Here is a 12,378-nt window from a genome sequence, read left to right as displayed (position 1 = left end):
GTGCTAAATTTCGCTTCATGACTGCCAAAACGGAAAAAAGCGAGCTGACCTTCGCGGCCATTGTGGACGCGGCCCTGGACATGGCCGCCACCCAGGGCATGGAAAGCCTGTCGTTAGGTCAGGTCGCCAAGCGGCTGGGCATCAGCAAAAGCGGGGTTTTTTCCCGCGTGGGCTCGCTTGAAGCCTTGCAACAGGCAGTGCTGGACGAATATGACCGGCGCTTTGTGGCGGCCGTTTTCACGCCCGCCATGGCGTACCCGCGCGGGCTGCCCCGCTTGAACGCGCTGGTGTCCTTGTGGGTGGAACGCGCCAGCAACGTTGAAATGGCGACAGGCTGCGTCTATGTGGCCGGCGCGTTCGAATACGACGATGTTGAATCGCCGCTGCGCGCCTTGCTGGAAGACAACCTGCGCCGATGGCGCGCGGCCATGGTCCGCACGGTGCGCCAGGCGCTGGACGCCGGCCATCTACGGCCGGATACCGACCCCGAACAACTTGTCTTCGAGGTCTACAGCCTGATGATCGGGCTGATGCATGACGCGCGTTTCCTGCGCGATCCGCAAGCGCCCGCGCGCGTGCGAGCGGCCTATGACAGGCTGATATCAACGTATCGCAGCTTTACGGTTTTGGAATGACGGGTGGCTTCACGGGTGGGTGATCGCTTGTTCACCCATCCCACCTGATATGACGCAGGCGGAATAGTCCGCCCATTGCCGGCCAGTGCCGGCGTTTTAACCCTTCAATTTCGCACGACCGTGCGAAATATGGACAGGAGCTTGTCATGGGGATACTGATCGCGCTGGCCGTCGTGGCCATCATCGCCTACCTCTGGCGGCAGTGGACGGCGCTGCTGCGTCAATTGCCCGACCGCGCCGAACATCTGGTTCTGTTCTAGTGAACAACGGCGATCCCGGTCTATATTCCGGTTTAGCCCCAAACAAGTTCCGCCATGCCGCGTTCCGTCCATCTACTGATCGTCGATCCGCAGAACGATTTCTGCGATTTGCCCGAGCCCTACCTGCCGCGCGACCCGCTGACTGGCCACGTCACGCAACCCGCGCTGCCCGTGCCCGGCGCGCATGCCGACATGCAGCGGCTGGCAAGCTTCATTGACGCTACGGCTTCTGCATTGACCTCGATCACCGTAACGCTGGATTCGCATCACCGCGTGGACATCGCGCACCCCACGTTCTGGCAGACGGGCGAAGGCAAGCCCGTCGCGCCCTTCACGCCGATAACAGCGGCGCAACTACGGGCCGGTCAGTTTTTGCCGCGCCATGCCGACGACCTGCCCCGCACCGCCACCTATCTGGACGAGCTTGAGGCGCGCGGCCGCTACACCTTGATGGTGTGGCCCGTGCATTGCGAGATCGGCACCTGGGGACACAACGTGCATCCCGACGTGCGCGCCGCGTACAACCGATGGGAAGACGCCGGCCAGTTCATCGTGCGCAAGGCGCCCAAGGGCACGAACCCCTGGACTGAGCACTACAGCGCCTTGATGGCCGAGGTGCCAGACCCCGACGACCCGCGCAGCCAATTAAACCGCGCGCTGCTGGGGTCGCTGGATCGCTCAGACCTGATTCTGGTCGCGGGTGAAGCCGGCAGCCATTGCGTGCGCGCCACCGTGGAACATCTGGCGGAGCACCTGCCCGGCGGCAACCTGTCACGCATTGTCCTGCTGACCGATTGCATGAGCCCGGTCACCGGATTCGCCGACGCACAAACCGCGTTCTTGCAACGCATGCGAGACCTGGGCATGCAAGAACGCACCAGCGTGGACATGGCGCGCGCGTTGCAACACTGATCGCGCAATGACAACGGCCGCCTGCAAATGCCGGGCGGCCGTGATGGGAAATCGGATTCACTGCTGACTGCTGGCTGCTCACTGCTGGCTGCTCACTGCGGACCGGCGCGAAAATCCGCGCCGTCGCGCTTTTACGTCTGGCCGCCGTTACTCGCCGGAAGCGGTGGCGGGTGCGGATTGGGATGCGGCTGCGGCGGGCTTGGCTGCCTTGTCGCACTCCACATATAACGCACGGATGGCCTCGCACAATGCGGGCGGCTGCTGGAACAGCCGCGACACCAGCAGGCAACCTTGGACGGTGGCAAACACCGCGCGGCCGGCCGCATCGGCCGTACCAGAGAACTTCAGCGTCCCCTGCGCCGCACCTTCGGCCAGCACACGCGCCAGCCATGCTTCGTGGGCACGGAAAAACCCTTGCAGCGCACCGCGTACACGGTCGGACAGGCTCATGATGTCGGCGGCCAACATGCCACCCAAACACAATTCGCCCGAGCCGCAAGCCCGCGATTCCATCATCGACAGGTATTGCTCCAGCTGCGCCTGGGCAGGCTGCGCGGTATCAATGGCACGGACGGCGCCCAGCGCGCGCGCGCTGTAGGCTTCGACTGCTTCATACAGCAGGTCGTCCTTGCCCGGAAAGTAGTAGTGGATGCTGGACGTCTTCACGCCCACATGCTCCGCCAGATCGCGGTAGCTGAAACCGTTGCATCCGCGCGTGCGGATGAGCTTCTCGGCATGCGCCAGCAGCAGGTCTCGGGTGGTGTTGGGGGTCGGGGTGTCCATGGCTGAATATTACCTACTAATAGGTCGGTCCGTCATTGGTGGCCGCCCTAGGATGTGGGCCTTGGCCCGTGCGAACCCCGGCCGGGAAACATCCCGCCCCCCGGGGTTCGCATGTGCCGGCATCGGCTTAGCCTTGCACGGGCGGGTAGTCCAGTTCGCCGCTTTCGGTCAGGCCTTGAGCGCGGGCAGCGGCCAGTTCCTGCTTGACCTGTTCGCGGCTCTTGTCCGCGCCAACCGACGCGAATGACGTGGCGGCGTAGCCTTCTTCGCCCGACACCAGCTGCCCATTCGCGCGGGCGGCGGCCAACTCTTGCTGCACTTGGGCGCGCGTCACGGTGCTGGCGGTGTTCAGTTCAGGCGGGTAGTCCAGTTCGCCGGCTTGGGCGGCGGCACCGATGAACGAGGCGGAAAGAATCAGGGCGGATACGAGGGTCTTCATGGTCAATCTCCAGTAGAAAGGGATGCTGCGTAATGCGGATAGGGGTACGTAACGTTTGTGCAGCTATCTATGACTAGATAGACAGGTACTTAAAAAATCAGCCTTGAACGGGCGGGTAATCCAGTTCGCCGCTTTCGGTCAGGCCTTGAGCACGGGCAGCGGCCAGTTCTTGCGTGACTTGGGCACGGGTCTTGTCGGCACCGGCCGAAGCGAACGTGGTCGCGGCGTAGCCTTCTTCGCCGGACACCAGCTGGCCATTTGCACGGGCGGCGGCCAGTTCTTGCTGCACTTGAGCACGGGTCACGGTGCTGGCGGTGTTCAGTTCGGGCGGGTAGTCCAGTTCGCCGGCTTGAGCGGCGGCCCCGATGAACGAGGCGGAAAGAATCAGGGCGGATACGAGGGTCTTCATGGTTGATCTCCAGATGAATAAACGAGGCTTGCGTTGATTCGATTAAGCTACGGTCTTTGGTTTAGCTATCTACTTGTAGGTAGACAGCCGGGGAAATAAAAAAGCCTTCCTACTGTATTTCTGGCTTCGGCGTCAGCGGGGTGTTGTGTGTGCTGCGTCGATGGATGAATCTTACCTACTACTAGATAGACAACGCAAGCGGGTTTTGTGAAACCAAATATTTCGGCCTACCGGGTCGCCGCCACCAGCACCATCATCGGCCGATCCATCTCTTCGGCCAGCGCGGGCTGGGCGGCCAGTTGTTCCTGGGTAGGCGCCCACTCTTGCACGTGCGTGATGGTGAACCCGGTCTGGATCAGCAGGTTCAGATAAGCGCCCAGCGTACGGTGCTGCTTGATGACGCCCTTCGCCAACCAGTCCGTGGTGCGCGGCCCTTGAACGGCGTACTGGTTCAGCGGCCAGATGCGCCGGCCCGAGGCGTCCTGCACGAAGGCGGGGCTGGCGGGCGCCGTGTAGATCGGGTGTTCGGCTGAGAAAACAAAATGACCGCCAGGCGTCAACGCTTGATGCACGGTGGCAAAAAGCCCTGCCAGCCGCTCGATGTAGTGCAGCGTCAACGAGCTATAAGCCAGGTCGTAAGCCGCCGGCGGCAATTGCAGTTGCTCCAGGTCGGCGCGCTGATACACGATGCCGCCGGCGGGTGCCGTGGCGGGTGCGCTGCCGCGGGCCCGGTCCAGCATGTTTTGCGACACATCCACGCCCAACACTTCACTGGCGCCCTGCGCCTGCGCCCAACGGCAGAACCAGCCGAAGCCGCAACCCAGGTCCACGACGCGGCGGCCCTGCAACGGTGGAATCAGCGCGCGCAACGCCGGCCATTCGGGCGCGCCGTCCAGGCCGTGCACCGACCGCGCCATCTGGCTGTAAGCCTGGAAAAACTCAGCGGTGTCGTAGATGTTTTGCGTCATGGTGGTTTGCCCTTTGCGATGCGCCAGCGCCGGCCGAGCCGGGCTTGGCTGCGTTGGACATGCCGGCGTCGGTGCACCTTACCAGGATCGGGGCGACGCGCCATAGCGCGCCTTGAACACCTTGCTGAAATGGCTAAGGCTGGAAAAGCCGACCTCGCCCGCGGCTTGCGTCACGCTCATACCCGTTTGCAGCAGATCCGACGCGCGCGCCAGCCGCATTTCGCTTAAATACGCATGCACCGATCGGCCCACGCATTCACGCATCAGCTGCTGAAGCCGCTTTTCAGACAGGCCCACTTCGCGGGCAAGGCGCCCCGGCGGCCAATGCTCGGCGCACCGATCGCGCAATAGCTCGCAGGCGCGGTGCACACGTTGATGTTCGTGCGCCAAGGGGCCCGCCAGCGCGTCGGGCAGCGACAGCAGCTGTACAAAGGCCGACAGCATTTCCAGCGACTTGGCGCAATACCAAAGCCGCCGCGCTTCCGGCGCGGGTGGGGCCTCGCCGGTCAGGCTGCCCGCCAGCGCCAGCAAGCGGGTCGGCGCATCCAGCGATGCCACCAGGGACCCTTGCGCCGGCACGCTGACGTCGCGGTGAAACCGCTTGCGCAGCAGCGCAACCGGCATCGAACCGCTTGCGCGAGCCAGCGCGTCGGGCGTGTAGCGCAGGTCTATCATCCGCACGCGGCCGAGGGCCGGCAGATGTGTCGCCCAGCCGACGGCGTGTTCGTGGTTGAACAGAAGCGCCGCGCCACCGGCCACCTTCAGGGGCTCGCCGCCTTCCACCGCCAGCACGGCCTCGCCTTCCAGCCAGACCTGCATGCCGAAGACCGGGGCGCCAGGCGCCGGAATCGTCAGCGTCCGGCGCGGCGCCCCGTCCAGCACCACCAGGCTGACGCCGTCGTCCACCCTCAGCACGCGCTCGATCACGTCTTCCCAGTCGTCCGTGGCCGGTACGGTCGGCAGCGTGCCGCGCCACCACTCGTGCTGCTTGGGCGGTGTGGTGCAGGGTTCGGGAAGAGACAGGATGGGCAAGGGCGCGGCGGCGCTGGCGGGCATGGGAAAGGGGCGCAAAAACGGGGCAGCAGCAAAACCGTCAAACGGCGCCGAAAAATCGTCAGACAGCAAAAGCCGGATCTGGAATCATGCCGACGCACAGAAATGATTCTTGTTAATTATAAATTGATCCAGGGGTAACACCGTGTCCTTTTCAGTCAAGCCGCTGCCGCTGGCGCTGTTGGCCGCCCTAGCGGCGTCCGCCTCCGCCTCTGCCCTGGCGCAAACCGCCCCGCCGGCCCAAGGCGGCGGTAACGGCGTCACCACGCTGGCGCCCGTCGTGGTGCAAGGCGCGCGCGACGCGTCGCCGACTGCCGGCGCGGACTACGTGGCCACGCGCAGCCGCTCTGGCACCAAGTCGGACGCCGAGCTGATCAACACGCCCCAGACGATCAACGTCATCACCCGCAATGAAATGGACGAGCGCGGCGTCACCTCGGTGGCGCAAGCCGTGCGCTATACCCCGGGCGTCTTCGCGCAATACGGCGACAGCGACGTGCGCTATGACTGGCTGACCGTGCGCGGTTTCACGCCGTCGCGCTATCTGGACGGGCTGCTGCTGCCCTTCGGCGCGCGCGGCTATTCGCAACCGCGCATCGACACCTACGGGCTGGAACGCATCGAAATCCTGAAAGGCCCGTCGTCGGGGCTGTACGGTCAAAGCGCCCCCGGCGGCCTGGTCAACATGACCAGCAAGCGCCCCACCGCCGAAGCCATCAACGAAGTGGTGTTGCAGGCGGGCAGCTTCAACCGCTATCAGGGCGCGTTCGATTTCTCGGGCCCCGCCGACGAAGAAGGCAAGTTTCTGTACCGCTTGACGGGCACGCTGCGCGACAGCGACACGCAGTACCAGCACGTAGACGACGAACGCCAATTCATCGCGCCCAGCTTCACGTGGCGCCCGTCATCCGACACCAGCTTGAACGTCAGCGCGCAATACCAGAAGATCACCAGCCACGGCGGTGGCGGCGCCCCCGTTCTGCCCGTTATCGGCACGCTGGAAAAAAGCGCCACGGCCGGCTACATCCCGCGCGACCGCTTCGTGGGCGAGCCCGGCTACGACATCTTCACCAACGAACAGGCCATGGTCGGCTACACGCTGGACCACCGCTTGAACGACACGTGGAGCCTGCGCCAAAGCGCCCGCTACACCAACGTCGACACCAACACGCGGCGCGTGCAGATCGGCGCGATGGTGTCGGACACGCAGGCCATCCGCTACGCCTGGGCGTTTCCGGAAACCTCGCATACCTTCCAGATCGACAACCAGTTGAACGCCAAATTCAACGCAGGCCCGACGCGCCATGACGTCACCTTCGGCCTGGACTATCTGCGCGAAAAATCCCGCTACAACGAGAGCAGCCTGGGCTTGATGCTGCCCCCGGCTTCGCCGCTGTTCAACGTGTTCGACCCCGACTACGGCACATCCGTGACGCGCCCGGCCACGGCCACCAAAATCAACATGACGCGCAGCCAGCTGGGCCTGTACGCGCAAGACCAGATCGAACTGGACCGCCTGCGCTTCACCTTCGCCGGCCGTTATGACTGGACCGAGGGCACCACCAACAACGGCGTCGCGGGCAGCGGCGGCCAATGGGGCTGGACGTCGCGCACGGCCGATGCCGACCGCTTCACCGGCCGCGCCGGCGTGACCTATCGCTTTGACAACGGCATCGCGCCGTACTTCAGCTACTCGACCTCGTTCCAGCCGATGACCGGCATTACGCGCGACGGCTCGCCGCTCAAGCCCACCACCGGAGAGCAATACGAGGCCGGCGTGAAATACCAGCCCGACGGCTACGACAGCTTTGTCACGCTGTCGGCCTTCCAGATCACGCAGAAAAACGTCAGCACGCCCGACCCGGTCAACACTAGCTTTGTGGTGCAGACGGGCGAAGCGCAGGTGCAGGGCATCGAGTTGGAAGGCAAGGCCAGCTTCGACAGCGGGCTGGACCTGACGATGTCGTATGCGCTGAGCGATAGCGAAGTCACCAAGACCAACGTCGCCGCCCAGCGCGGCAACCAGATGATTTTCGTGCCACGCCACCAGGCCGCGCTGTGGGCCGACTACACCCTGCGCGAAGGTCCGCTGCAAGGCGTGGGCGTGGGCGCGGGCGTCACGTACCGTGGCGGCTTCTACGGCGACTTGAACAACCGCTACGCCCTGCCCGCCGTCACCTTGGTGGACGCCGCCATCCGCTACGACCTGGGTCGAGTCAGCCCCACCCTGGCCGGCGCGCAAGTCGCGCTGAACGTGTCCAACCTGTTCGACAAGCGCTACGTCGCCAACTGCCTGGGCACGGCCGTCAGCTGCTACTGGGGCGCCGAGCGCACGGTGATGGCGACGCTACGGTATCGCTGGTAAATCGGACGTGGATCGCGGGGAGTTCGCTGGGGGATCACGGGTGACCCGCGGAGGGTTCGCCGGTGATTCTCCGGCAAACCCCATACGGCCGCGGCCTACGCCGACAATTGCCGCATGACGGTGATCAGATCCGACTTGCCTTCAAAACCGATGCCGGGCAGCTCCGGCATCGTGACGTAACCGCCGTCCACTTTCACGCCGTCGGGAAACCCGCCGAAGGGCTGGAACAGGTCCGGGTAGCTTTCGTTGCCGCCCAGCCCCAAGCCCGCCGCAATGTTCAACGACATCTGGTGACCGCCATGCGGAATGCAGCGGCTGGCCGACCAGCCGTGTTGGCGCAGCATGTCCAGCGTGCGCAGGTACTCCACCAGCCCGTAGCTCAGCGCGCAATCGAATTGCAGCCAATCGCGGTCCGGGCGCATGCCGCCATGGCGGATCAGGTTGCGCGCGTCCTGCATGGAAAACAGGTTCTCGCCCGTCGCCATCGGGTTGTTGTAGTAGTTGCGCAGGGTGGCCTGCAACTCGTAATCCAGCGGGTCGCCCGCCTCTTCGTACCAGAACAGGTCGTACTGCGACAGCGCCTTGGCATACTGGATCGCGGTGTCCAGATCGAACCGGCCGTTGGCGTCCACCGCCAGCTTCTGCCCGTCTTGCAACACGCTCAAGATGGAATCGATGCGGCGCAGGTCCTCGTCCAGCGACGCGCCGCCAATCTTCTTCTTCACCACCGTGTAGCCACGATCGATGTAGCTGCGCATTTCATCCTTGAGCTTGCCGTGGTCCTGGCCCGGGTAGTAATACCCACCGGCCGCGTAGACAAACACGCGGCGGTCGGCTTGCCCGTTGCCGTAGCGATCCGCCAGCAACTGGAACAGCGGCTTGCCTTCGATCTTTGCGACCGCATCCCACACCGCCATGTCGATGGTGCCAATCGCCACCGAACGCTCGCCATGGCCGCCCGGCTTCTCATTCGTGAACATGGCGTCCCAGATCTTGTGCGGGTCCAGGTTCTTGCCCGTCGCGTCCACCAGCGACTCGGGATCCGCCTCCATCACGCGCGGAATGAAGCGTTCGCGCATCAGCTTGCCCTGGCCGTATCGGCCATTCGAATTGAAGCCATAGCCCACCACCGGCTTGCCGTCGCGGATCACGTCGGTGATCACGGCGACCAGGCTCAGCGTCATCTTGCTGAAATCGATATAGGCGTTGCGGATGGGCGAGCTGATGGGCAGCGTCTGTTCGCGGATCTCGACGATTCTCATGAGGTGTCTCCTGATGCGCCGGCTATGGCGGCACGGGTAAGTTCAGAACCCCTAGCGTAGAGGCGAACACCCGCACTAAGATTCACCCATATTCATTTGATTATTAACTTTCAGTGAAAACCGACATCGCGTCCGAATTGGAGTTTTTCATCCATCTGGCCCGTCTGGGCAGCCTTTCGGCGGCCGCACGCGAACTCGACCTGACGCCCCCCGCCGCCACCAAGCGCCTGGCGCTGATGGAACGGCGGTTGGGCGTGCGGCTGGTCAACCGCAGCACGCGCAATCTCAGCCTGACTCCCGAAGGCGAGACCTACCTGTCGCACGCGTCGAAGATCCTTGATGACCTGCGCGCGATGGAAGACGCGGTCTCCAGCAGCGGCGGCACACCGCGCGGCGCGCTGAAAGTGAACGCCACCTTGGGATTCGGCCGCACCACCATCGCCCCGCTGGTCTCGGACTTTGCCAAGCGCTATCCCGACGTCCAGGTCCAACTGGAAGTCACGGACCGGCCTGTCGACCTGGTGGAACGCGGGTTCGACCTGGCGATCCGTTTCGGCGAACTGCCCGACCGCCGCCTGAGCGCCCGACGCGTCATGTCCAACGGTCGCTTCCTGTGCGCGTCCCCCCGCTACCTGGACAAGCACGGCACCCCCGCCACGCTGGCCGATCTGGCCTCGCACCGCTGCATTCTGCATACGCAGAACGACGAAGCACACGGCGTGTGGCGATTCACCCGCGCGGGCGAAAGCGTGGCAATCAAGGTGGATGGGGCGCTGTCCAGTAACGACGGGGATATCGTGCTGGGCTGGGCATTGGACGGCCATGGCATCTTGATCCGCTCGGAATGGGATCTTGCCAAGTATTTGAAAAGCGGGCGGCTGCGAGTGGTATTGCCTGACTACACGCTGCCATCCGCCGACCTCTTTGTGTATTACCCGCAACGCAGAAATCAAACTGCGCGGGCCAGGGCATTTATCGATTATCTGGTTGAGGTGTTTCAAGCGCCGAACAAATAAAAAGCCCCCGCTTTTGCGAGGGCTTTTCCTGGCTACGTAGCCGTTCGGAAAACTTAGAACGGAATATCGTCGTCCATATCCGCCAGATTCGCACCGCTGCTGGCCGGGGCCGCTGCGGGAGCCGGGCGCTGTTGCGGCGCCGGGCGTTGCGCCGGGGCGCGTTGTTGTTGCGGGCGCGACGGGGCGTCGTCGTAGCCGCCACCGCCACCGTAGCTGGCGCCACCCCCACCGCCGTCTTCGCGGCCGCCCAGCATTTGCATCTGGTCCGCGACCACTTCGGTGCTGTAGCGGTCTGCGCCGGTGTCCTTGTCTTGCCACTTGCGCGTCTTCAGGCGGCCTTCGATGTAGACCGAGCGGCCCTTCTTCAGGTATTCGCCGGCGATTTCAGCCAGGCGGTTGTACATCACGACGCGGTGCCATTCGGTTTCTTCGCGGCGTTCGCCGGACGCCTTGTCCTTCCACGTGGAGGTCGTGGCGATGGACATGTTGCAGATTGCAGCCCCTTCCGGGCTGTAGCGGACTTCCGGGTCGCGACCCAGGTTGCCCACGAGAATGACTTTGTTAACCGATGCCATGCCGATGTCCCTCAGTTGTTGACAGCCTGCGTCTGCGCGTTGCCGCGAGCGCGCCGGCAACAACATAAAAAGCGATGTTGAAGACCGGCTTCATGAAACACGCCGGTCATCATGACAATGACCGGCGACGCCTGGGATCCTATGACCCCCACTTCCGTGAAGCCCTAATTTGGTACGTATTATCGACGAAAAGACCCCGCCACGCCAAACGCGTTTCGTGACAAAGCGATCCACCCCGCGAATCGATTTAGGGGCTATTGAGCGCCATACGCAGCGCGATAGGCGACGGTTGGCGCTTAGTCGGGGACGCATCAGCAGGCCAATCGCCAGGCTGCTCAACCGCAGCCGACGCGCCTTGCCCCCCTGCGCCTGCGCCAGCTGGTTACTCGCCTTACGCCAGCGGCCGCAGCGCCCAGGTTACCGCCAGCCACACCGCCGACAGAATCGCCGCCCCAATAAACACCGCGCTGGCGCCTGAATGGGCCGCCAGCCAGCCACCCAGCGCACCGCCCGTAAACAGCCCAGCCGCTTGCGCCGTGTTGTAGAAGCCCAGCGCCAGCCCCTTGTACGCCTGCGGCGCCACGCGCGACACCAGCGAAGGCTGCAAGGCCTCCAGCACGTTGAAGGCGACAAAGAAACCGGTCAGCGCCACGGCCAGCGTGTAAAAACCGTGGCTGGCCGCCGGCAGCAGTGCGCACACCAGCACCAGGCCCGCCACGGCGGCGCGCAAGGCCCCCCGGTGGGCACGACGCTTTTCCGCGACGAACACCACGGGCACCATCAGCACGAACGACACCAGGATGACGGGCAGATAGACCTTCCACAGCTCGCGCGCGTCCAGCCCGCCCACCTTGGCCAGCAAGGCCGGCACCACCACGAACAGCGAGACCTGAATCAGGTGCAGCACGAACACACCGAAGTTCAGCCGCAGCAGGTCACGGTGGGTCAGCACTTCACGCGGCCGGGCGGCCTGCATGGTGCGGGCCTGGGTGCGCGGCACCACCGGCACCACAAAGCGCGCCACGCCCAGGCAGATCACGCCCAGGCAGGCGATGGTCCAGAACAAACCCGACAGCCCCCACCAGCCCACCAACACGGGCGACAAAACCAGCGACACCGCGAAAGACAGACCGATCGACCCGCCCACCATGGCCATGGCCCGGGTGCGCACTTCGTCGCGGGTGGCGTCCGCCAGCCAGGCGGTGACGGCGGCCGAAATCGCGCCCGCGCCCTGGATGGCGCGGCCGATGGTGATCCAGTACACGTCGGTCGCCTGCGCGCAGACGATGCTGCCCGCCACGAACAGCAGCAGCCCGAACAGCACAACAGGGCGGCGCCCCCAGCGGTCCGAGGCCAGGCCGAAAGGAATCTGCATGAATGCCTGGGTCAAGCCATACATGCCCAGCGCCAGGCCGACGCGCGCGGGGTCATCGCCACCCGGCAGGCCGGCCGCGGCCACGGCAAACACCGGCAGCAACAGGAACAGCCCCAACATCCGGGCGGCGAACAGGCCGGCCAACGCGACGCTGGCGCGGCGTTCGGAGGGGGTCAATTTCAGCTTGATGTCTGCCGGCATGCGAAAAATTCAACAATGACAAGGGCGGTGCGCGCGCGTGGATGTCACACGCTCACAGTCTGATCTGGCGGTGCGGCGCCGAACCCGCTTCAGTCCAACTTCGTGGACGGCCTTGAACGCGGGAG

At 64.5% G+C, this 12,378-nt stretch carries 12 protein-coding genes; 4 read left to right on the top strand and 8 right to left on the bottom strand.

What is annotated here, in order from left to right; translation table 11 throughout:
* The first annotated feature begins 17 nt into the window (after window positions 1-17).
* Both V6F88_RS10980 and V6F88_RS10975 read left to right on the top strand, forming a co-directional pair.
* Entirely contained in the window at window positions 18-635 is a 618-nt protein-coding gene (locus V6F88_RS10980) for a TetR/AcrR family transcriptional regulator (RefSeq protein ID WP_332609488.1), read from the top strand.
* A gap of 314 nt (window positions 636-949) precedes the next feature.
* Window positions 950-1,807, top strand: a complete 858-nt coding sequence (locus V6F88_RS10975; RefSeq protein WP_332609486.1) for a cysteine hydrolase family protein — start codon at window positions 950-952, stop codon at window positions 1,805-1,807.
* 147 nt (window positions 1,808-1,954) lie between these two features.
* Here V6F88_RS10975 and V6F88_RS10970 read toward each other — a convergent pair whose 3' ends face one another.
* The 5 genes from V6F88_RS10970 to V6F88_RS10950 form a co-directional block, all read right to left on the bottom strand.
* Window positions 1,955-2,590: a TetR/AcrR family transcriptional regulator gene (locus tag V6F88_RS10970; protein ID WP_332609485.1), complete on the bottom strand. Its 636-nt coding sequence runs from the start codon at window positions 2,588-2,590 to the stop codon at window positions 1,955-1,957.
* A gap of 127 nt (window positions 2,591-2,717) precedes the next feature.
* Complete coding sequence (locus V6F88_RS10965) at window positions 2,718-3,029, bottom strand: DUF4148 domain-containing protein (protein WP_046802924.1); 312 nt, start codon at window positions 3,027-3,029, stop codon at window positions 2,718-2,720.
* Between the two features lie 97 nt (window positions 3,030-3,126).
* Window positions 3,127-3,438, bottom strand: coding sequence for a DUF4148 domain-containing protein (locus V6F88_RS10960; RefSeq protein ID WP_332609484.1), 312 nt, complete (start codon window positions 3,436-3,438; stop codon window positions 3,127-3,129).
* Between the two features lie 227 nt (window positions 3,439-3,665).
* Window positions 3,666-4,406, bottom strand: coding sequence for a class I SAM-dependent methyltransferase (locus tag V6F88_RS10955; protein WP_332609483.1), 741 nt, complete (start codon window positions 4,404-4,406; stop codon window positions 3,666-3,668).
* Between the two features lie 78 nt (window positions 4,407-4,484).
* Window positions 4,485-5,462, bottom strand: a complete 978-nt coding sequence (locus V6F88_RS10950) for an AraC family transcriptional regulator (protein ID WP_332609482.1) — start codon at window positions 5,460-5,462, stop codon at window positions 4,485-4,487.
* 142 nt (window positions 5,463-5,604) lie between these two features.
* Between V6F88_RS10950 and V6F88_RS10945 the strand changes: the two genes are divergently transcribed.
* The gene (locus V6F88_RS10945) at window positions 5,605-7,824 is read left to right on the top strand and encodes a TonB-dependent siderophore receptor (protein WP_332609480.1); all 2,220 of its coding nucleotides are present in this window, start codon (window positions 5,605-5,607) and stop codon (window positions 7,822-7,824) included.
* Window positions 7,825-7,919: 95 nt separating this feature from the next.
* Here the strand turns inward: V6F88_RS10945 and V6F88_RS10940 are convergent, their stop codons facing one another.
* Window positions 7,920-9,086 carry a mandelate racemase/muconate lactonizing enzyme family protein gene (locus V6F88_RS10940; RefSeq protein ID WP_332609478.1) on the bottom strand — a complete coding sequence of 389 codons (1,167 nt, stop codon included), beginning with the start codon at window positions 9,084-9,086 and terminating at the stop codon, window positions 7,920-7,922.
* A 113-nt stretch (window positions 9,087-9,199) separates the two neighbouring features.
* Between V6F88_RS10940 and V6F88_RS10935 the strand changes: the two genes are divergently transcribed.
* Complete coding sequence (locus tag V6F88_RS10935; protein ID WP_332609476.1) at window positions 9,200-10,102, top strand: LysR family transcriptional regulator; 903 nt, start codon at window positions 9,200-9,202, stop codon at window positions 10,100-10,102.
* 53 nt (window positions 10,103-10,155) lie between these two features.
* On the opposite strand, the gene ssb is transcribed toward V6F88_RS10935, so the two are convergent.
* On the bottom strand, window positions 10,156-10,677 hold the full coding sequence (gene ssb, locus V6F88_RS10930) for a single-stranded DNA-binding protein (protein WP_046802916.1): 522 nt from the start codon (window positions 10,675-10,677) through the stop codon (window positions 10,156-10,158).
* A gap of 391 nt (window positions 10,678-11,068) precedes the next feature.
* Complete coding sequence (locus V6F88_RS10925; RefSeq protein WP_332609474.1) at window positions 11,069-12,253, bottom strand: MFS transporter; 1,185 nt, start codon at window positions 12,251-12,253, stop codon at window positions 11,069-11,071.
* Window positions 12,254-12,378 lie beyond the last annotated feature (125 nt).

The organism is Achromobacter sp. ESBL13 (assembly GCF_036668755.1).
Classification (GTDB): domain Bacteria; phylum Pseudomonadota; class Gammaproteobacteria; order Burkholderiales; family Burkholderiaceae_B; genus Achromobacter.
This window is presented reverse-complemented; position numbering and strand designations above follow the sequence as displayed.